This window comes from Bradyrhizobium sp. (genome assembly GCF_027307225.1).
Taxonomy (GTDB): Bacteria; Pseudomonadota; Alphaproteobacteria; order Rhizobiales; family Xanthobacteraceae; genus Bradyrhizobium.
On record NZ_DAHUXJ010000128.1, the window covers coordinates 14,808 to 33,900 of the forward strand.

Sequence of the window (19,093 nt, forward strand, 5' to 3'; positions counted from 1 at the left end):
GACGACAGGTCAAAAAAGCGAGGTTAAATCGTCGAACTGATTCGCGTCCGCGGGTTCCAGCGCGTGAGGCCAAGGGCCTTTGCAATGTCAAGTAAACGAGACCACAGAAAACTGGCCACTAAGCATAAGCGTCAGGACCGGCTTCTCGCCGACCTCCTCGCGCCGAAAGTTCACGAAAGCAGCACACTCCAACAAGGCCTGATACTGCTCAGGACAGCGCCGCTGGAACTCCGGCGCGCTGTCAATGCGGAGGGCAACTAGTCCTCCCGCTGGAGCATAAACGCTGGTCATGCCGTGCGACGGGGTGTCGATGGACGTCATGCAATCGATCCACGCATCCATGTTACGGCCATAGAAGTCAGGAAACCCGAGTGCAGCCTGAAAGACCGAATGGAAACTGTCCCATCCAGTGATCTGGTCGACTGGAATCGCGATGACAGTCGTTTGCAAACAAAAACCTCCTAGCGGCGCTACGAAACCGCAGCCTTGGCCCTGGGCCGAGTCACGGCGTTGATAAAGCCGTCGCGGGCGTCGGAATGGCCTTGGCCGCGCGGCTCCAGCACATGGCGCAACAAAAACAGCCCCGTCAAGGCAAAGCCGTCGCGCAGATCCTGCTCGGTCCAATCGTTCGCAGCCTCCTCGCTTTGGCGCAAGAACGCAGGTAACCGCAGCAGACGGTCCTGGAACGGCGCGCCGGCGCTGCGCGAAACCGCGCCACCGGATTTCGGCGAGACATAGACGAGATCAGCCGTGGCGCCCGTCGCCGCGCAGGTCTCAAGGTCAAGGCCAAAGCCGAGTTCGGCGAGCATGGCGAGTTCAAACCGGATCAGATGCGCCGCCGCTCCACTCGCATCGTCAAAATCGTCCAGCATATGGACAACCATCTCGTAGATGTCCTCGTGCGGGTCCCGCTCCGGCAACAATCGGACCACAGAGGCCAGATGGGTGACGCCATAGACCGCATGCGACGAGGCAAACAGGTTGGCCGCACGCAGCCGCGTGCCTTCGATCAGATAATATCCAAGGTGTTCATCCAGCCGCGCCCGCCACACTGCCGTGACGCTGTTGCCGGGTTGCAGCAACGGCCGCATCCGTTTTCCTGCGCCGCCGCGTACGAGGCCCAGATGCCGGCCATGGCCGCGCGTCAGCAGTTCAACAATGGCGGAGGACTCGCCATGCCGCCTGACCCCCAGCACGACGCCTTCGTCAGTCCATTCCATGGAGTAGTCTTACCGGATTCCGGTCGAGCGCGCAGCCGGAGTTACGTCATTCCGGGATGGTGCGTCAGCACCAGACCTGGAATCTCGAGATTCTCCGATGTGCAATTGCACATCGGAGCTCGCTCGTTTCGCTCGCGCCCCGGAATGACGTATCTGCCGCTACGCATTGAACCAGCCGCGGGCGTCGCCGGTATAGGAACAATAGAGGCCAACCGCGGTCAGGATGCAGGATACGATCTCGATTGCGCTATCGATCTGAAGGCCGTTTTCGGCCAGCATCGGCAGTAGGGAAAAGACCGACAGCACCAGCAGCGCCGTCAGCACCCAACGCGGCCAGTTCTTGCGCTTCCGTGCCGCGAGGTGAACGAAATAGACCAGCAGCAGGATCAGCCCGGCTTCCAGGATCATCGGCGCGAGAAGATCGCCCTCAATGCTGGACCGATCCTGCAATGCAACCGACAGCGCATCGAGCGTCAGCGACAGGTACAGCAACACTTCGAACCAGACTACGTTGTTCGGAACTTTCATCGACGCCGCCAACGATCCCTCAATTCTTCACAGACCATCCCGCAATCATTCGGTCGGGAACTCAAGCCCCATCTCACGGTAGCGGTCGGGATCTTCACCCCAGTTCTCGCGCACTTTCACGAACAGAAACAGATGAACCGGCTGCTCGATGATGGCGGCGATCTCCTTGCGCGCGTCCGCCCCGATCGACTTGATGGTGGCGCCCGCCTTGCCGAGCACGATCTTTCGCTGGCTTTCGCGTTCGACGAAGATGGTTTGCTCGATGCGAACGGATCCGTCCTTGCGTTCGGTCCAGCTGTCGGTCTCGACGGTCGAGCGATACGGCAGTTCCTGGTGCAGTTTCTGGAAAATTTTCTCGCGCGTGATTTCCGCGGCCAGTTGCCGGATCGGTGCATCCGACATCTGGTCTTCAGGATAGTGAAATGGCCCCGGCGGCACCATCGCAGCCAGCGTGCGGCGCAAATCGTCGACGCCGTCGCCCGAGAGCGCGGAAATCATGAAGGTCTGCGCGAAAGCGAGACGATCGTTGGCGGTCTTGGCGAGCGCGAGCAGCTTTTCGCGCAGCAACAGGTCGATCTTGTTGATCACGAGCAATTTCGGGTGGGCGACATCCGCCAGGCGGGTGAAGATCGCGTCGGCCTCCTCGTCCAGGCCCTCGCGGGCGTCGAGCAGTACGCAGACGAGATCGGCGTCATGCGCTCCGCTCCAGGCGGTTGACACCATGGCCCGATCGAGCCGCCGTTTCGGCGCAAAGATGCCGGGGGTGTCGACCAGAATAATCTGCGCATTTTTCTCGACCACGATGCCGCGGATCAGAGCTCGGGTGGTCTGCACCTTGCGCGAGACGATCGTGACCTTGGAGCCGACCAGCGCATTGACCAGCGTCGACTTGCCGACGTTCGGCGCGCCAATCAGCGCAACAAAGCCGCAACGCGTGGCGGAGGGCGTGGCGCCGCCCGGCGACGGTTCAGTCATTGCTGCCGCCAACGCCCTCGCGCGCGATCATGGCGGAAGCCGCAGCTTTCTCGGCAACGCGCTTGCTGCCGCCGACGCCTTCTGCGGCGGCAAGTCCGGGCAATTCGACCGCAATCCGGAACTGCGGATCATGATGCGGTCCGGTGCGCTCGATTTCGCGATAGACCGGCGTCGGCAGTCCCTTGCCCTGCGCCCATTCCTGCAACGTGGTCTTGGGATCGCGCAGCGGTCGCCGCAACTTGTGCATCCGCTCCGTCCAGTTGCGCTCGACGAATTCGGCCGCGGCCTGATAGCCGCCGTCAAGAAACACCGCGCCAATCACCGCCTCGCAGATATCGCCCAGCACGGATTTGCGCAGCCGTACGCCCGCGGTTGCCCCGACCGCGCCCAGTTTGATGTCGTCGACGAGGCCCAGGGATTTCGCGACGTCGGCGCAGCTCTCCTTGCGCACGAGATCGGCGAGCCGCTTCGACAGCTCGCCCTCGTCGGCGTTCGGAAACGCGCGATAGAGCATGTCCGAGACAATAAGCCCGAGCACGTGATCGCCGAGGAATTCCAGCCGCTGATAGCTATCGCCCCGCTTGCGCGAAGGCTTTAGCGCGGAGACGTGAGTGAGCGCAGTCGCCAGCAACGTTGCGTCCGCGAACTTGTGTCCGATCCGCGTCTCGACGGCGGCGGTGGCCGCCTTCGAACCCAAGGCCTTGGAGCCGGATTTTGCCTTCGGCCGCTTCTTCTTTTTTGCCGCAGCCTCGCGTCCGGCGGCTTCAATCTGCGAGCCCGCTTCGCCGGATGCCAATGGATTGATGATGTCGGAGGCGTCGTCGCTCATCGCACCAGTTTGAATATGCGATTCCAGCGAACCGTCCACGGCCAGCGCCAGAACATCCAGGCGCTGTCACCCTCGTGAATCGAGAAAAACAGCATCTGGGCCCGACCGACCAGATTCTCGAACGGCACGTACCCGAAGACGCGGCTATCGCTGGAATTATCGCGGTTGTCACCCATCATGAAGAAATCTCCCGGCGGCACCTCGTAGACATTGGTGTTGTCGGGAAAGCCCGGACTATCGACGCAATCGAGAGATTCGTAACTGACGCCGTTAGGCAGCGTCTCCTTCCAGCGCTTCACCGGCTCGGATCGGCCGCATGGGTCATCGCCGACAAAATCGCTGAGGCGCTGGCGCTTGATCGGGGTGCCGTTGATGTAGAGCAGCCCCTCTTTCATCTGGATACGGTCGCCTGGCAGGCCGATCACGCGCTTGATGAAATCGGTCGAGGTGTCATTGGGCGGGCGGAACACGACGACGTCGCCGCGCGTGGGATAGGAGCCGAAGATGCGGCCCGAAAACAGCGGCGGCGAAAACGGAAACGAATAGCGGCTGTAGCCATAGGAGTATTTCGAAACGAACAGATAATCGCCGACCAGGAGCGTCGCCTTCATCGATCCCGACGGAATGTTGAAAGGCTGGAACAGGAAAGTTCGGATGACGAGCGCGATCAGGAGGGCATGAACGACGACGCGAATGGTCTCACCGACGCCGCCTTCGGATTTTGTAGAGGATGTCACGCTCATCGATTCCCTAAACTTCCTGCTTCCTGGTGCCCGCCGCACCGGAAGCGCGGCAGAAAAACGATCCCCATGCGCGACCAGCCATTCGCTTCGCGTGGAGGAATGTTTCTGATGTGGCGAGCGAGCTTACGGCACCCCGGTCCGAATCCGCTCGGGTAGCGAATATGTTAGCGCCGTTTGTAGACGGTTGTTTTGGGGGGCGCAATCAATGGCGCTATCAAAATTTTACAAGCCATTGAAATATATATCATTTTAGTTTTGAAGCCAGCCGCGGAGCCAAAGCCTAGGCCTTCCGCGCATCATCAGCCGAAATGATGACGAAGGCCTGCGCCAAGGGCCAATCGTCGGTAATGCTGAGGTCTATCCGGGCGTCAAAGCCCACCGGTGTGAGCTCCTGCAGGCGGACCAGCGCCCCGCCGGTCAGAAGCATGGTCGGCCGCCCGCCCGGCAGATTGACCACCCCCATGTCGCGCCACCAGACCCCCTGCCGGATGCCGGTCCCGAGCGCCTTGGAACAGGCCTCCTTGGCGGCGAATCGCTTGGCATAGGTCGCCACGACCATGTTCTGGTTTTTGGCCCGCCGTTCGGCCTTGGCGCGCTCGGCGTCGGTGAAAATCCGATCCAGAAAGCGATCGCCGTGGCGCTCGATGACCTTGGCGACCCGGCGGATATCGATCAGGTCGGAGCCGATGCCGATGATCATGCCCTATCCATTCCCCGCGGCCTTGCCGCGGCCGCGATCCATCGCAGCCCGCATCGTGCGAACCGTTTCCGCAAGGCCAACGAACAAGGCCTCGCCGACCATGTAGTAGCCAATATTGAGTTCGGCGATTTCCGGCAAGGCGGCGATCCTTTCCGCGGTGGCGTAGTCGAGCCCGTGGCCGGCGTGCACCTCGAGGCCCGCCGCGCGCGCCAGGGCGGCGCCTGCGACGATGCGCTGCCATTCCGATTCGGCCTTGCCGAGGAGGCCGTCGCCTACGGCGTCGCACCAGGCGCCGGTGTGAATTTCGATCACGGGCGCGCGCAATCTGGCGGCCATTTCGATCTGCGCCGGATCGGCCGCGATGAACAGCGACACCCGAATGCCGGCATCGTTCAACCGCGCGATGAACGGCGCCAGCGCATTGTGCTGACCGACGACGTCAAGGCCGCCCTCGGTCGTCAATTCTTCCCGCCGCTCCGGCACCAGGCAGACCGCATGAGGCTTGGTCGCCAGCGAGATCGTCATCATGTCGGCGGTCGCCGCCATCTCGAAATTCAGCGGTTTTGAGATTTCCGCCTTCAGCCGCGCCATGTCTGCATCGCGGATGTGGCGGCGATCCTCACGCAAATGCGCCGTGATGCCGTCAGCGCCGGCCTCGATCGCAAGCAGCGCCGCGCGCACCGGATCGGGCCGCGTCCCTCCCCGCGCATTGCGAAGGGTCGCGATATGGTCGACGTTTACTCCGAGGCGTAGCGGCAAAGCCGTAGACATCTCTAACTCTCAATGAGGCTGGCGATCCTCATGGTGAGGAGGCGCGTGCGCCGTCTCGAACCATGAGGCCCCAGTCAGGCCTCATCCTTCGAGACGCGGCGCAACGCCGCTCCTCAGGATGAGGGTTGAAGGTTTCACCCGTTGACGCGCTCGACCCGTGCGACCACGGCCTTGGCACGCAACTGGGCGATAATAGCGCTGAGATGCTTGAGGTCATAGACCTCAAGATCGATGGTGAGCTCGGTGAAATCCGGCGAGCGGCGGGCCATGTGGATATTGTCGATATTGCCGTCGTGCTCGGCTATCACGGTCGCGATCTGGGCGAGGCTTCCGGGCTCGTTGACGTTGTCCACCAGGATCCGCGCCGGAAAGCGCTGCGGCGTGCTGTCATCGACATCCCAGCGCACGTCAAGCCAGCGCTCGGGCTGCTCCTCAAAATCCTTCAGGGCCGGCGACTGGATCGGATAGATCGTGATCCCCTCTGCCGGCGAGATGATCCCGACGATACGGTCGCCCGGCACGGCGCCGCCATTTGGCGCGAACTTGACCGGCAGGTCCGAATTGATGCCGCGGATCGGAATGGCCGAAAGGTTCCGTCCTGTCCCGCTGGGCGATTTCAGCTTCAGGTTCTCGGCAACCCCCTTCTTGCCGCCGTAGCGTGCGACCCGCTCTTCCTTGTAGTCCGGATACATCGCGCGCGCGACGTTGGAGGCTTTCATCTCGCCGCGGCCGACCGCGGCCATCACATCGTCAATCGAGGCGCGCGCCAGCCGCGGCAGCGCGCCCTTCAGCTTGTCGTCGGCATATTCGATCTTGGCGCGGGCAAACAGCCGCTCGACCAGACGGCGGCCAAGGCCGGCATATTGGTCGCGCACAGCAGTGCGCGTCGCCCGGCGAATCGCCGCCCGCGCCTTGCCGGTCACGGCGAGCGATTCCCAAGCCGACGGCGGCGACGACTGGGCATCCGAGGTCAGGACCTCGACCTCGTCGCCGTTCTGCAATTCCGACGACAGCGGCGCGAACTGCCCGTTGATCTTGCAACCGACCGCGCTGTTGCCGACATCGGTGTGCACGGCATAGGCGAAATCGATCACATTGGCCTGGCGCGGCAGCGCGATCAGCTTGCCCTTGGGCGTGAAGCAGAACACCTGGTCGTGGAACAGCTCGAGCTTGGTATGTTCGAGAAACTCTTCCGGATTGGCGCTCTCGGATAGAATCGCGATGGTGTGGCGCAACCAGGCGAAAGCCGAGGATTCGCGTTTCAGCCGCTCGGTCGGCGATCCCGCGCCGTCCTTGTAGAAGGCGTGCGCGGCAATGCCGAGTTCGGCGATCTCGTCCATGTCCTCGGTGCGGATTTGCAGTTCGACGCGCTGCTTGCCCGGACCGATCACCGTGGTGTGGAGCGAGCGGTAGTCGTTCTGCTTCGGCGTCGAGATGTAATCCTTGAAGCGGCCCGGCACCACGGGCCAGGTGGTGTGCACGACGCCAAGCGCGCGGTAGCAGCACTCGACGTCCCCCAGCACGACGCGGAAGGCGAAAATGTCGGACAGTTGCTCGAATCCCACCGACTTGCGCTGCATCTTGGTCCAGATCGAGAACGGTTGTTTGCGGCGGCCGTAGACGCGTGCCCTCAGGCCGTTTTTCTGGAGGTCCTTGGAGAGCTGGCTTTCGATCTCGCCGATCAGATTGCGGTTGCGTTCCGCCACCGAGTCGAGCCGCTGCCGCACCACCGAATAGGCTTCCGGATCGAGCGTCTTGAACGAGAGGTCCTCGAGCTCCTCGCGCATCTCCTGCATGCCCATGCGGCCGGCCAGCGGCGCATAGATGTCGAGCGTCTCTTCGGCGATGCGCTGGCGCGAGGCTGGAGGCACGAATTCGAGCGTGCGCATATTGTGCAGGCGGTCGGCGAGTTTGATCAGCAGTACGCGCACATCGTCGGAGATCGCGAGCAGAAGCTTGCGCAGGTTTTCCGCCTGCTTGGCCTCGCGTGACACCAGCTCAAGCCGTTTCAGCTTGGTCAGGCCCTCCACCAGCGCGCCGATCTCCTGCCCGAATACCGCATCGATTTCGGCGCGAGTGGCTTCCGTATCCTCGATGGTGTCGTGCAGAAGCGCGGCCACGATCGTGGCATCGTCGAGCTTGAGGTCGGTCAGGATCGCCGCGACCTCAAGCGGATGCGAGAAATAGGGATCGCCGGAGGCGCGCGTCTGCGAACCATGCGCCTTCATCGCGTAGACGTAGGCGCGGTTCAGGAGATCTTCGTTGGTGTCGGGATTGTAGGAGCGGACGCGTTCAACCAGATCGTATTGCCGCATCATGCGCGCGCGGGACTTGGCCAGCCTCGCCCCGGCGGCGGGCGCAGCCGAAGCCGGCGCCGCCGAGATCGAACTCCCGGCCTGCATCTGCTCCGGGCTCTGGCGCCGATACGCCATCGGGTCAACACCTCTACCAGCGAACCCTCGCCCGAGGTCCGCGTCCCAAATGATCGAAATAATGTAGTGGGTTCCCAAGCCCTGCGTCACCCTCCCTGCCAGCGGGGTGCGCGCGGCCGCAGGGAACACGCCAGCAGTCTAACGCGAAACGAGCTGTCGTCAGCTCAAATTCCAGACAGCTTCCGACGGTTTCGACGAGCTCAGTTTAGGGGTGGTAACCATAAAGGCCGCTGACAAAAACCAAAGGCCCGGACTGGGTCCGGGCCTTTTGGTCAACCAGGGCGGGGCAAGAGACCCCTAAAATCTAATTTAGACGACTTACTCGTCTTCTTCGGGTTGTTCTTCCGGGGGAGCGAGCCCCTCCAGACCCTTCAGGAGTTCTTCTTCGGTCATGCGCTCGATGGCGACCTCGGTATCGTCCGCATCGACACTGGCGCCGGCCGAACCGATCAGGGGAACCGTGTCGGGCTCGGGCTCATCGACTTCAACGAATTTCTGGAGGGAATGAACGAGTTCTTCGCGCAAGTCTTCCGGCGAGATCGCCGAATCGGCGATCTCGCGCAGCGATACAACCGGGTTCTTGTCGTTGTCGCGGTCGACGGTGAGTTGCGACCCTGACGAGATCATCCGGGCGCGATGCGCGGCTAAAAGGACCAGGTCGAACCGGTTGTCGACCTTATCAATGCAATCTTCTACGGTGACGCGAGCCATCGTCTGTCGCTCCGCTAAAGGGGATGGAATATGTTGATTATGTTGGGCTAGTTATATGGGCGAGGGTCGTTCTGCAAGATTAATTTGTGATTTGGCCCGCCTAATTTGTTCTGATAACCCAGATCAGGGGGCCGGCGGCGCGGCATTTTCGCGCTGTCACGACATCGGCGCGGACAAGAAAACGCTTCATTGCGTTGACAAAATCCACTTCCGGGTTGTTTCGACCTCCCTTTTCTTCCGGCGGCGTCTGGACATCCGCAGGGCTCGGCAGCATCGTCACCACGATCCGCCGAGCGCTTCGGTCGTGCCAAGAACAATTCCGGAAAACCCCTGTGAGAACTCTGTGAGAACTCTGAATGTCACCCGCTTCCAATAAGATCGCGCTCTTTATCGATGGTGCCAACCTTTACGCAACCGCCAAGACGCTAGGCTTCGACATCGATTACAAGCGCCTTCTCAAGGAATTCCAAAGTCGGGGAACGTTGGTCCGGGCGTTCTACTACACCGCCATCATCGAGGATCAGGAATATTCCTCGATCCGCCCGCTGATCGATTGGCTCGACTACAACGGCTACACCGTCGTGACCAAGGCGACCAAGGAATTCATCGATGCGAGCGGGCGGCGCAAGGTGAAGGGCAACATGGACATCGAACTGGCGGTCGATGCAATGGAGCTCGCCGAGCATGTCGATCAGATGGTGCTGTTCTCCGGCGATGGCGATTTCCGCTCGCTGGTGGAAGCCGTGCAGCGCCGCGGCGTGCGCGTCACCGTGATCTCGACGATTGCGAGCCAACCGCCGATGATCGCCGACGAATTGCGCCGCCAGGCCGACGTCTTCACCGACCTGGTCGAGCTGCAATCCAAGCTCGGGCGCGACCCTTCCGAACGCCCCGCGCCCCGTGAGCCGCGCCATCACGCGCCGCAGTTTCTGCAACGGGCGACCACGCTGGCGTCGAGGGGCGATGGCGACGACTTCGACGATTAAGAGCCCTGCTCCGGCCACAGCCACTCCCCGTCCGTCCAACCCCGAGCCTGACCGCGACTGTCAGCTTTGCCCGCGGCTCGCGGCCTTCCGCGCGACCAACCGCGCACAAAAGCCGGAATGGTTCAACTCGCCGGTTCCGTCGTTCGGGGACCGAAACGGACGGCTCGCGATTGTCGGCCTCGCGCCGGGCTTGCAGGGCGCCAACCGCACCGGACGGCCGTTCACGGGCGACTACGCCGGCGATCTCCTCTACGCCACTCTGATCGAATACGGCTTCGCCAATGGCATCTACCAGGCCCGCCCCGATGACGGCATGACGCTGGTCGACTGCCGCATCGTCAACGGCGTGCGTTGCGTGCCGCCCCAGAACAAACCCCTGCCCGCCGAGATCGCGAATTGCCGCCCGTTTCTCTTGGCGGCCATCGAGAACATGCCAAGGCTGAAGGCCTTCGTTGCGCTCGGCCATATCGCCCACGAAACGACCGTCAAGGCGCTCGGACTCCGCGCCTCATCTGTGCCGTTTGCACACGGCGCCATCCACGAGGCCGGCCGGTTCAGGCTCTATGACAGCTATCATTGCTCGCGTTACAACACGAACACCGGCGTGCTGACGCCCGACATGTTTCGCAGCGTCTTCGCGAAAGTGCGCGCCGATCTGGTCTAGCGCTGCTCGCCTAGCGCCGGTTCTCCCTCAGCCATTCCAGCACGTCGCCGGCATTCCGGTCCGGCGGGAAGACCGGATAGAACACATGCGTGATGCGCGCGTCGTCGATGATCAGCGCCAGCCGCTTGATCAGCACGAGACCGGCAACTTCCAAGGTCGGAAGATTCAGAGCCCGCGTCAATTCGAGCTTCTCATCGGAGAGAACCGGGAACGGCAAATGCAGCCGCGAGGCCATCTCAAGCTGGTAAGCGTTGCTCTGCGTCGACAGACCGAACACGTGTTGCGCGCCGGCTGATCGCAGTTCTGCAAAGAGGTCGCGAAATGAGCAAGTCTGCGGCGTGCAGCCCCTCGCGCCCGGGATCAGGTCCCAATCGTCGACCAGCGAGATCTTGCCTGGCTCGCCCGTGCGCGGATAGGCAAACACCACGCTGCGGCCCGGCAGCGCCGAGAGCATGACCGACGTGTCATCGGTCGCGACAAGGCCGACCGGCGGAAGCTTCCGGCCCTTGAGATGATCGGCGGCACCATCATCCTTCGGTGCGGGAATCTGACTCCAGTCGACTTCAAGCAGGTTTTTCTGATTCATCTTGCGTCCCAACTTATCGATAAATGCCGTTACCCCCGCGCCCGCATCAGGCGGCCCTTCTCCCTGCTCCAGTCGCGCTTCTTTGCGCTCTCGCGCTTGTCGTGCAGCTTCTTGCCCTTGGCTATCGCCAGCAGCAGCTTGGCGCGGCCGCGCTCGTTGAAATACAGCTTAAGCGGGATCAGCGTCATGCCGTCGCGATCGACCGCGCCCATCAGGCGGTTGATCTGCTTGCGGTGCAGCAGCAGTTTGCGCGGCCGCTTCGGCTCGTGGTTGAAACGGTTGGCCTGCAGATATTCGGGGATATTGGCGTTGATCAGCCATATCTCGCCGTTCTTGGAATCGGCATAGGATTCCGCGATCGTGGACTTGCCGCTGCGCAACGACTTGACCTCGGTACCCGTCAGCGCGATCCCGGCCTCAACCGTATCGTCGACGGCATAGTTGAAACGCGCCTTGCGGTTTTCCGCAATCACCTTGATAGGGCGCTCTTTCTTCTCGGCCACTTGGACTTCCGATCTACCCCTTCTTCAGGAGGTCGCGAATTTCGGTCAGGAGCATGACTTCCGCGGCGGGTTTTGGCGGCTCCGCGGGAGCCACCGCATCCTTGCGCTTGAGGTGGTTCATCAGGCGGACCATAAGGAACAGCACGAAGGCAATTATGATGAAATTCACCGTCACGGTGATGAAGCTGCCGTAGGCCAGGACCGCTCCCTGCTTCTTCGCGTCGGCCAGATTGGCGGCCGTGACCGATTTCGACAGCGACAGGAAATAGTTGGAAAAGTCGAGGCTGCCGAAGGCGCCGACAATCGGCATGATGATGTCGCCGACCAGTGAATTGACGATGGCGCCGAACGCCGCACCGATGATCACGGCGAACGCAAGGTCGACCACGTTGCCCTTCATTGCGAAGTCGCGAAATTCCTTCAACATTTTCTGACCCCTTCTTCAGTGATGCGAACAGGAAAACGTCTAGCCGCGTGAAAAAATCAGTTGATCAAACCCGCATGCACCATCGCGTTGCGGACCGCAACGCGCGTCGGCTCGGAGACCGGCACCATCGGCAGCCGCAGCGTCTCCTCCATCTTGCCGAGCAGCGACAGCGCGTATTTGACCGGCGACGGATTGGACTCGATGAAGAGATTGGTGTGGAGCGGCATCAGCTTGTCGTGCAGCCTGAGCGCCGTGGCATGGTCGCCCTTCTGCCAAGCTTGATGAAATTCCGAACATAGCCGCGGGGCGACATTGGAGGTCACCGAAATGCAGCCATGGCCGCCATGGGCCATATAACCGATGACGGTCGCATCCTCGCCCGAAAGCTGGTTGAAATCCTCACCGAGCTGCGCGCGCTGCTGCGAGACCCGCACCATACTGGCCGTCGCGTCCTTGACGCCCGCGATGTTCTTGAGCTGGAACAGCCGCGCCATGGTGTCCACGCTCATGTCGATCACCGAGCGCGGCGGGATGTTGTAGATGATGATCGGAATGCCGATGGCGTCGTTGATCGCCTTGAAATGCTGGTACAGGCCCTCCTGGGTCGGCTTGTTGTAGTAGGGCGTCACCACCAGCACGGCGTCCGCGCCCGCCTTCTCGGCGTGCTCGGCGAGTTCGATCGCCTCCTTGGTGGAATTCGATCCGGCACCCGCGATCACGGGAACCCGCCCATGCGCTTCTTCGATGCACCATTCCACGACACGCTTGTGCTCTTCATGATTCAGCGTCGGACTTTCGCCAGTGGTTCCTACCGGCACAAGGCCGTGGGTTCCCTCTGAGATCTGCCAATTGACGAGGCCACGAAACGCCGCCTCGTCCAGCGAACCGTTCTTGAACGGCGTGACCAGGGCGGTGAAGGATCCGCGGAATTTCGTCTTCGCTGCCATGGACTTCTCCTCAACTCCGAAAGCGGCCCGGCCGCTCGTTTCTTCACCGAATTGAGCCCATTCATACCGGGTATGGCGGTCTGGCGAAAGGTCACAGGTCCGGCGTCTCACGGAACCGCCGGCCGCGATTTTGCCGTGGTGATGAAGCAAACCAACGCCCTTCCCGGCGTGTCGGGTGTTTTTTTCCAAATAGTCAATCAGGTAGACCTTAAGTTCGAGGTCTTTCGTGATTCGCCGAAGGAATGCCGTGACCCGTTCCGTCCGCGCCGCAGTTTTGCGCTCGACCGCCTTGGCAACGACCCTGGCGGCCGTGCTTGCACTGGTCCTGGGCTCGCATGCCCTCGCGACCGAGACGACGGACAAGGACAAGGTGCCGCCGCCTAAGGCTCATCCGGTTACCCACAACGCCGGATCCAAAAAGACCGACAAGACGGCTGAAAAGAAGCCTGAAAAACGAAGCGAAAAGACCGAAAAGAAGGAAAAGAAGGCTAAAAAGGAGACCGAGAAGAAGACTGACAAGACCGAGAAGAAAGCCGAGAAGAAGACCGAAAAAAAGGCGGACAGGTCAGCCGATAAGGCCAAGGCCAAGACGGCCCCCAAGTCGTCCGCCAAGGCCACGCCAGTCAGCCCCGCGCTCGTGCCCTTCACGCGCCAGCACGCCACGTTACCGCCGCCGCCGGCCCGCAAACCGACAGTGCCGGCTGCAGTTGCGGCCACGTCCTCGACCTCGGCCGACGACAAGGAAACGCTCGAGAACGTCATTGACCTCGTGCGCAAGCACAAGCCCGCCGACGCGACCGAGGCTGAAACATCGATCTCCGATCCACTCGCCAGAAAGCTTGCCGAATGGATCGTCCTGCGCAGCGACGACAATGGTGCCACCGTCGAACGCTACCGTGCCTTCATCGCCGCCAATCCGAGCTGGCCTTCGCAGACCTTCCTGCGGCGGCGGCTTGAGGCCGCTTTATGGGACGACCGCCGCGACGACGCGACTGTCTGGTCGTGGTTCGAGAACGAATCGCCGATTTCAGCCAAGGGCAAATTCGCGTTGGCGCGGGTCATGCTCCGGCGCGGCGACCGGGTCAATGCCGAGCGCCTGGTGCGCGACGCCTGGCGCAACGACACCATGTCGGAGGAAACCGAAAACACCGCGCTCGACCTGTTCGGGGCGCTGATCACGCCCGGCGATCAGAAGGCGCGGATGGACCGTTTCCTCTATGGCAGCGAGCACGAAATAGCGCTACGCGCGGCCAAACGTCTCGGCAGCGACGAAGTGGCGCTGGCCAAAGCCCGCATCGCAACCTACCGCAAGGCCCCCAACAGCCGTGCGCTGCTGGAACAGGTCCCATACGAGCTGCACAGCGATCCCGGCTACATCTTCAGCAAGATTCAGGTTTTGCGGCGGGAAGAGAAATTCGCCGAGGCCGCCCAGTTGATGATGAGTGCGCCGAGGGATCCCAACCGCCTCTATAATCTCGATGAGTGGTGGGTCGAACGGCGGCTGCTGGCGCGCAAGATGATCGACATCGGCGAGCACCGCACCGCGTATCTGATCGCGCGCGATGCAGCCCTGCCTTCGCGCGACATCTACAAGACCGAGCAGGAATTCACCGCGGGCTGGATTGCGCTGCGCTTCCTTGACGACCCGGCAACGGCCGCACAGCATTTTGCCCGCATCGGCGTCGGCAGCGCCAATCCGACGACTTTGGCCCGCGCCGGCTATTGGCAGGGCCGCGCGGCGGAAGCGGCCGGCCACACGCAGGAGGCACGCGCCGCCTATTCAGCCGCTGCGCAACAGTCGACCAGCTACTATGGGCAGCTCGCGCGCGCCAAGCTCGGCCTACCCCAGCTCGTCCTGAACGGGCAGCCGACCGCGCGCAGCCGCGGCGTCGAGCGGCTGGAGATCGTGCGCGCAGTGCACCTCTTGTTCGAACTCGACGAAGGCGAAATCGCCGTGCCGATTTTTGCCGACATGGGCGAGAATGGCGACGCCGACGCGCTGGTCGGACTTGGCGAGGTGGCCGCCCGCTATGGCGATGCCCGCGGCATGCTATTGATGGGCAAAGCCGCGCTCAATCGCGGGCTGCCGTTCGATTTCTACGCCTATCCGGTGACGGGAGTTCCGCCGTTCCGCTCGATCGGCCCTGAAGTCGAGCCGAGCGTCGTCTACGCTATCGCTCGGCAGGAGAGTGCCTTCAATCCGGCGGTCGTCTCGCCCGCCCAGGCCTACGGCCTGATGCAGGTGACGCCGGAAGCCGGCAGATATGTCTGCAAGAAGTACGGCGCGAACTTCGACCTCACGCGGATGAAGACCGATTCCGTCTACAACGCCGCGCTGGGCGCGGCCGAGCTTGGCGGCCTGCTCAATGATTACCGCGGCTCCTACATCATGACCTTTGCGGCCTACAACGCCGGCCGCGGCAGCGTCAAAAAATGGATCGAGCGTTACGGCGACCCCCGCGATCCCAGGGTCGATGCCGTCGACTGGGTCGAACTCATCCCGTTCTCCGAAACTCGAAACTACGTGCAGCGGATCATCGAGAATTTGCAGGTCTATCGCGCCCGCTTCGGCGGCGGAACGCGGCTGCAAATCGAAGCCGACCTGCATCGCGGCAGCGTCGAGTAGCGATTCACGCCCAAGCCATTCCCGTTTGATGAAGGCTTGGAGGGGCCGGCGCGCCTGCGCCTGTCGCGCGGCGAATGCCGATGACCTTCCGAATTTCTTGAACGGCGCGCGCCGAGGTGGACCACGAGCCTCTGAAAGCGGGCGCCAGACTTCGACATGAGGCGGAAAGAAGTAGCCGAAAACAGAAAATCCCCCCTCCGATTTCTCGGAAGGGGGACTTTGTTACGTTCAGGTCGTTACCCGATCGTCCTTACTTGTGGAACATCGGGGCCTTTGCAGGCTCCTCAGGCGCCCAGAGGCGATAGCTGAGGGTCGCAAAAACCGTGGCACCTTGAGCGACCAGAGAAGGATCCGCCCCAAGCGCAGCAGCTGCGGCGTTCTTCCCATTGGCGCTGACTTCCTGCGTAGCCCAGACCGACAAGCTTGCCGGACCGAAGTCATATCCTACGAGACCACCGACTGCCCACTCATTGTATCGCTGAACGTGGAACAAGGTATTGCCAATACAACCGGCGTTACAGGAGTCGTTGGTAACCTGACCGACGTAATAGGCGACAGGACCGAACGTCCACTTGCCGATGGTCTTGGTAGCAGTGAAGTCGGCGTGGAAGATATCACCCGTCGTGTAGTGGGTGACCCGGTTTTCGGTGTTGATTTCATCGTACATGGCAACGCTGAGGTTCCAGCCATTAGCCAGATACGAGAGGATCAACTCAGGCTGGAAGGTGTAGTACGGGTTGGCGGGGCCGTTGAGGGTAGTTGGACTCGTGTCAGTTCCATCCGCCAGGTAAATGCCAAGGCCGGTCTTGACGGCAAAGCCGCTGGCCCCGAGCTTCCAGCTCAATTCGACCGGAACGATATAGCTGTTGAACATGCCGGAAGATTGCACGTTGATGGGAGTGCCGAGGCTCTGCATCACAAACGGCTGCACGAAGACGGCATCATAGGTTGCGCCCAGGAAGGTCCAGCCCGGAACGAACAAGAAGCCTTGGACGTCAACAGCCGCCTGAACCCCGGTCTTGTGGCCAGGTGCATTCCCCAACGCGTTCACGGTACCAGGTCCAACTAAGTTAGCCTGATAGGTGAAGACCTGGTTGAACATGTAGATGCCCGGCGGGGGAACGCCCGCGCTCGAGCCGATGAACGCACCCGGCTTGGTGGCTTGATCGCCGCCCTCGGTTGCGTAGGCGGGCGTAAATGCGAGAGCGGTCAGACCCGCTGCCGCCACGAGAGCTTTGCTGCTAAATTTCATGTGTCCCCTCTTAGTGTGAAACTCAAAACCACCCCAGGCCGCCGGTTTTACTTTGGCCCCTCGTCATCGGAATTATCCGAACGCGACGAATCCGACGTGCCTATCTCTTGTTCCGGAGAGTTGCCGCTCAGGGGTGAAAAGGCAATTTAAACTTGGTTTATGACTCTTTGTCACAGTCTCTTTTCCGATAGGTGTTGCAAAATATGCACACACAGGTCGTCGGCATTAAATCAAGCAAGCCACTGTTTTTTATAGCGATTTTTGCATCTCTGGCGGCTGTCACAACGACTCCCAAAATTCCTTGCGACGAAATTGGCTGTGTAGCTTTTCGCGCGTTGCGACGTCGTCATGTTCAATTTGAGGCCGCAGGTCACGGCCGCAACACACTCTCGCGATCACGCAGAGGCCTCAAGAATCTTGCAGAAAACCCCTCCGCCAACGTAGGTAGTCGCACAACATCAGCCGGCTGCGGCGCGCGAAAAAGCGGCGGAGGGAAAATGCGGTTTCCAGTAGTGCCTACGTTTCATTTGAAGCTGCCAAAGGGATTCTGCCGAGTGCTGTCCAGGAATTTCAAATGGGCGGCGCCGGCGCCCACTTTTAGGAGTTCGTGCTCCGCCGCATTGGCGGCCTTGGCCGCGTCGTTGATGCTCTTCGGCATCGATGTAGCCGATGCGCAGAGCGACCCGGATCAATGCAAGTTCGTTGGACAACTCGAAAAGGCCGATGCCGGGATCGCAGCCTGCGATCGCGTCATCAAGGATTCGAAGACCTCCGCGCAAGATCGCGCCGACGCCTTGAGCAGCCGCTGCGGATGGTGGTGGGCCAAGAAAGATACAGATCGTGCATTGACCGACTGCAATGAAGCCATCAGCGTCAATCGCAACGCCGCGGCCGCCTATCTCAACCGCGGCAACGTCTACCTCAGCAAATCGGATCCGGACCGCGCACTCGCCGACTTCAACGAAGCGCTCCGGCTCGATCCCAAAAACGCCTGGGCCTATACCGAGCGCGGCAATCTCTACAGGAACAAGGGAGACCTCGATCACGCGCTGGCGGATTTGAACGAGGCGATCACGCTCGATCCGAACTATGCGTTCGCGCATTTCCTGCGAGGCGATCTGTACAGGAAAAAGGGCGATCTCGCGCGCGCCATGGACGACATGAACGAAACGCTGCGGCTCGATCCCAACTATCCGCTCGCCTATTTCACGCGCGGGCGCCTCTCCTTCATGCTCGGCAATGGTCCCGCGGCACTCACGGATTTCGGCAAGGCCATCAAACTGGAGCCTAACGACTCCATGTCCTATTTCGACCGCGGCGTCGCCTACTACACCATCGGTGACCGCAATGCAGATGCGGAAGCCGATTTCAGGAAAGCCACAGAACTCAACCCGAAGGACGCTTACGCCGCGTTGTGGCGCGAGCTTGCCGAGCGCCGCAACAGTGCGCCAAGCCATCTGGCACAAGCTGCCAAACAACTCGACATGACGGTTTGGCCGGCGCCGGTGATTCGCCTGTTCCTCGGCGAGACGAGCATCGAACAGACCCTTGGCGCGGCGTCCGATACCGATCCGCAAGTCAAGGCGGCGCAGACCTGTGAGGCTAATTTCTACAGCGGCGAATTCGCGCTTCTGAAGAAGAACAAGAAGGAAGCGCAAAAGCTGCTCAAGCTCGCCGCCGACAATTGCCCGCCAACTTACGTCGAATCAACCGCTGCAGTGGCGGAGTTGATTCCGCTCAAGTGAGGCTACAAGGCGCGAGCCTGCCTGCGCGCTCGCTGAGCCCGGCTGCGCTTGTCCGACAAAGCTGATGATGAGCGTTGCAAGCACGGCGTCGTCCGCCGCGGCGGATATTCGACAGAAGCCAAAAAAGCTGAGCAGGTTCCCCCACACCCCCCAGGATATGTCCCCCGGGAACACTGCTCAGCTTCTTAGCGCCCTCGCCTCTCCCGCGTGGAGCGCGGGAATTCCTGCGAACCGCCGAGAACGACCTCGGGTGCCCCCTCCGTCGCGCCGCGAGAATTACCGAAGGCTTCTGCACACGCAATGAAAAGACGGCGCGGGAGCCGCTTTCAGATCGATGTTTCTGGAAGATGTTGCACAAAAAGCACGCAAATCGGTTGGAGCGCTAACCGGGCACGGCCGTTTCGGCCATGAAACGGCGGTCCGTCAAATCTGCTGCTTGCGGCTTGGC

Annotated in this window: 21 protein-coding genes; 4 read left to right on the top strand and 17 right to left on the bottom strand. The window is 61.6% G+C overall.

Annotated elements, in window-relative coordinates:
- Positions 1-87 precede the first annotated feature (87 nt).
- The 11 genes from M6D32_RS21455 to M6D32_RS21505 all read right to left on the bottom strand — a co-directional run bounded on the left by M6D32_RS21455 (position 88) and on the right by M6D32_RS21505 (position 9,192).
- The gene (locus M6D32_RS21455) at positions 88-450 is read right to left on the bottom strand and encodes a barstar family protein (RefSeq protein ID WP_298259991.1); all 363 of its coding nucleotides are present in this window, start codon (positions 448-450) and stop codon (positions 88-90) included.
- Between the two features lie 20 nt (positions 451-470).
- On the bottom strand, positions 471-1,220 hold the full coding sequence (gene recO, locus M6D32_RS21460) for a DNA repair protein RecO (protein WP_298259993.1): 750 nt from the start codon (positions 1,218-1,220) through the stop codon (positions 471-473).
- A 159-nt stretch (positions 1,221-1,379) separates the two neighbouring features.
- Complete coding sequence (locus tag M6D32_RS21465; protein WP_298259995.1) at positions 1,380-1,748, bottom strand: hypothetical protein; 369 nt, start codon at positions 1,746-1,748, stop codon at positions 1,380-1,382.
- Between the two features lie 45 nt (positions 1,749-1,793).
- A complete protein-coding gene (gene era, locus M6D32_RS21470; RefSeq protein ID WP_298259997.1) occupies positions 1,794-2,723 on the bottom strand; it encodes a GTPase Era in 930 nt (309 codons plus the stop codon).
- Positions 2,716-3,552 (bottom strand): ribonuclease III, encoded by an 837-nt coding sequence (gene rnc / locus M6D32_RS21475; protein WP_298259999.1) that lies wholly within the window; start codon positions 3,550-3,552, stop codon positions 2,716-2,718. Before rnc ends, era begins: the two co-directional genes overlap by 8 nt.
- Positions 3,549-4,295 carry a signal peptidase I gene (gene lepB / locus M6D32_RS21480; RefSeq protein ID WP_298260001.1) on the bottom strand — a complete coding sequence of 249 codons (747 nt, stop codon included), beginning with the start codon at positions 4,293-4,295 and terminating at the stop codon, positions 3,549-3,551. Before lepB ends, rnc begins: the two co-directional genes overlap by 4 nt.
- Before the next feature lie 280 nt (positions 4,296-4,575).
- Positions 4,576-4,995, bottom strand: a complete 420-nt coding sequence (acpS, locus tag M6D32_RS21485; RefSeq protein ID WP_298260003.1) for a holo-ACP synthase — start codon at positions 4,993-4,995, stop codon at positions 4,576-4,578.
- 3 nt (positions 4,996-4,998) lie between these two features.
- Entirely contained in the window at positions 4,999-5,766 is a 768-nt protein-coding gene (locus M6D32_RS21490; RefSeq protein WP_298260005.1) for a pyridoxine 5'-phosphate synthase, read from the bottom strand.
- Positions 5,767-5,900: 134 nt separating this feature from the next.
- The gene (locus M6D32_RS21495) at positions 5,901-8,198 is read right to left on the bottom strand and encodes a bifunctional (p)ppGpp synthetase/guanosine-3',5'-bis(diphosphate) 3'-pyrophosphohydrolase (protein ID WP_298260007.1); all 2,298 of its coding nucleotides are present in this window, start codon (positions 8,196-8,198) and stop codon (positions 5,901-5,903) included.
- 318 nt (positions 8,199-8,516) lie between these two features.
- Positions 8,517-8,909, bottom strand: a complete 393-nt coding sequence (gene rpoZ, locus M6D32_RS21500; RefSeq protein WP_298260009.1) for a DNA-directed RNA polymerase subunit omega — start codon at positions 8,907-8,909, stop codon at positions 8,517-8,519.
- A gap of 100 nt (positions 8,910-9,009) precedes the next feature.
- On the bottom strand, positions 9,010-9,192 hold the full coding sequence (locus M6D32_RS21505) for a hypothetical protein (protein WP_298260011.1): 183 nt from the start codon (positions 9,190-9,192) through the stop codon (positions 9,010-9,012).
- Positions 9,193-9,265: 73 nt separating this feature from the next.
- Between M6D32_RS21505 and M6D32_RS21510 the strand changes: the two genes are divergently transcribed.
- On the top strand, positions 9,266-9,895 hold the full coding sequence (locus tag M6D32_RS21510) for an NYN domain-containing protein (RefSeq protein WP_298112248.1): 630 nt from the start codon (positions 9,266-9,268) through the stop codon (positions 9,893-9,895).
- Positions 9,873-10,559, top strand: coding sequence for a uracil-DNA glycosylase (locus M6D32_RS21515; protein WP_298260014.1), 687 nt, complete (start codon positions 9,873-9,875; stop codon positions 10,557-10,559). The genes M6D32_RS21510 and M6D32_RS21515 overlap by 23 nt, the downstream gene beginning before the upstream one ends.
- Before the next feature lie 10 nt (positions 10,560-10,569).
- Here the strand turns inward: M6D32_RS21515 and M6D32_RS21520 are convergent, their stop codons facing one another.
- The 4 genes from M6D32_RS21520 to dapA are packed head-to-tail and all read right to left on the bottom strand — an operon-like array spanning position 10,570 to position 13,022.
- Complete coding sequence (locus M6D32_RS21520) at positions 10,570-11,145, bottom strand: peroxiredoxin (protein ID WP_298260016.1); 576 nt, start codon at positions 11,143-11,145, stop codon at positions 10,570-10,572.
- Between the two features lie 29 nt (positions 11,146-11,174).
- The gene (smpB, locus tag M6D32_RS21525; RefSeq protein WP_298260018.1) at positions 11,175-11,648 is read right to left on the bottom strand and encodes an SsrA-binding protein SmpB; all 474 of its coding nucleotides are present in this window, start codon (positions 11,646-11,648) and stop codon (positions 11,175-11,177) included.
- Positions 11,649-11,661: 13 nt separating this feature from the next.
- The gene (gene mscL / locus M6D32_RS21530) at positions 11,662-12,075 is read right to left on the bottom strand and encodes a large conductance mechanosensitive channel protein MscL (protein WP_298260020.1); all 414 of its coding nucleotides are present in this window, start codon (positions 12,073-12,075) and stop codon (positions 11,662-11,664) included.
- A gap of 56 nt (positions 12,076-12,131) precedes the next feature.
- Entirely contained in the window at positions 12,132-13,022 is an 891-nt protein-coding gene (gene dapA / locus M6D32_RS21535) for a 4-hydroxy-tetrahydrodipicolinate synthase (protein ID WP_298260022.1), read from the bottom strand.
- Between the two features lie 247 nt (positions 13,023-13,269).
- Between dapA and M6D32_RS21540 the strand changes: the two genes are divergently transcribed.
- The gene (locus M6D32_RS21540; RefSeq protein ID WP_298260024.1) at positions 13,270-15,648 is read left to right on the top strand and encodes a lytic transglycosylase domain-containing protein; all 2,379 of its coding nucleotides are present in this window, start codon (positions 13,270-13,272) and stop codon (positions 15,646-15,648) included.
- A 250-nt stretch (positions 15,649-15,898) separates the two neighbouring features.
- Here the strand turns inward: M6D32_RS21540 and M6D32_RS21545 are convergent, their stop codons facing one another.
- Both M6D32_RS21545 and M6D32_RS21550 read right to left on the bottom strand, forming a co-directional pair.
- Positions 15,899-16,900, bottom strand: a complete 1,002-nt coding sequence (locus M6D32_RS21545) for a transporter (protein WP_298260025.1) — start codon at positions 16,898-16,900, stop codon at positions 15,899-15,901.
- 523 nt (positions 16,901-17,423) lie between these two features.
- The gene (locus M6D32_RS21550; RefSeq protein WP_298260027.1) at positions 17,424-17,558 is read right to left on the bottom strand and encodes a hypothetical protein; all 135 of its coding nucleotides are present in this window, start codon (positions 17,556-17,558) and stop codon (positions 17,424-17,426) included.
- On the opposite strand from M6D32_RS21550, the gene M6D32_RS21555 reads away from it, so the two are divergent.
- Entirely contained in the window at positions 17,545-18,645 is a 1,101-nt protein-coding gene (locus M6D32_RS21555; RefSeq protein WP_298260029.1) for a tetratricopeptide repeat protein, read from the top strand. The genes M6D32_RS21550 and M6D32_RS21555 overlap by 14 nt on opposite strands.
- Positions 18,646-19,093 lie beyond the last annotated feature (448 nt).

Coding starts and splice junctions, on each gene's coding strand:
- recO (WP_298259993.1), bottom strand. CDS start 1,220: ATGGAATGGACTGACGAAGGCGTCGTGCTGGGGGTCAGGCGGCATGGC.
- M6D32_RS21465 (WP_298259995.1), bottom strand. CDS start 1,748: ATGAAAGTTCCGAACAACGTAGTCTGGTTCGAAGTGTTGCTGTACCTG.
- era (WP_298259997.1), bottom strand. CDS start 2,723: ATGACTGAACCGTCGCCGGGCGGCGCCACGCCCTCCGCCACGCGTTGC.
- rnc (WP_298259999.1), bottom strand. CDS start 3,552: ATGAGCGACGACGCCTCCGACATCATCAATCCATTGGCATCCGGCGAA.
- lepB (WP_298260001.1), bottom strand. CDS start 4,295: ATGAGCGTGACATCCTCTACAAAATCCGAAGGCGGCGTCGGTGAGACC.
- acpS (WP_298260003.1), bottom strand. CDS start 4,995: ATGATCATCGGCATCGGCTCCGACCTGATCGATATCCGCCGGGTCGCC.
- M6D32_RS21490 (WP_298260005.1), bottom strand. CDS start 5,766: ATGTCTACGGCTTTGCCGCTACGCCTCGGAGTAAACGTCGACCATATC.
- M6D32_RS21495 (WP_298260007.1), bottom strand. CDS start 8,198: ATGGCGTATCGGCGCCAGAGCCCGGAGCAGATGCAGGCCGGGAGTTCG.
- rpoZ (WP_298260009.1), bottom strand. CDS start 8,909: ATGGCTCGCGTCACCGTAGAAGATTGCATTGATAAGGTCGACAACCGG.
- M6D32_RS21510 (WP_298112248.1), top strand. CDS start 9,266: ATGTCACCCGCTTCCAATAAGATCGCGCTCTTTATCGATGGTGCCAAC.
- M6D32_RS21515 (WP_298260014.1), top strand. CDS start 9,873: ATGGCGACGACTTCGACGATTAAGAGCCCTGCTCCGGCCACAGCCACT.
- M6D32_RS21520 (WP_298260016.1), bottom strand. CDS start 11,145: ATGAATCAGAAAAACCTGCTTGAAGTCGACTGGAGTCAGATTCCCGCA.
- mscL (WP_298260020.1), bottom strand. CDS start 12,075: ATGTTGAAGGAATTTCGCGACTTCGCAATGAAGGGCAACGTGGTCGAC.
- dapA (WP_298260022.1), bottom strand. CDS start 13,022: ATGGCAGCGAAGACGAAATTCCGCGGATCCTTCACCGCCCTGGTCACG.
- M6D32_RS21545 (WP_298260025.1), bottom strand. CDS start 16,900: ATGAAATTTAGCAGCAAAGCTCTCGTGGCGGCAGCGGGTCTGACCGCT.
- M6D32_RS21555 (WP_298260029.1), top strand. CDS start 17,545: ATGCTCTTCGGCATCGATGTAGCCGATGCGCAGAGCGACCCGGATCAA.
- M6D32_RS21550 (WP_298260027.1), bottom strand. CDS start 17,558: ATGCCGAAGAGCATCAACGACGCGGCCAAGGCCGCCAATGCGGCGGAG.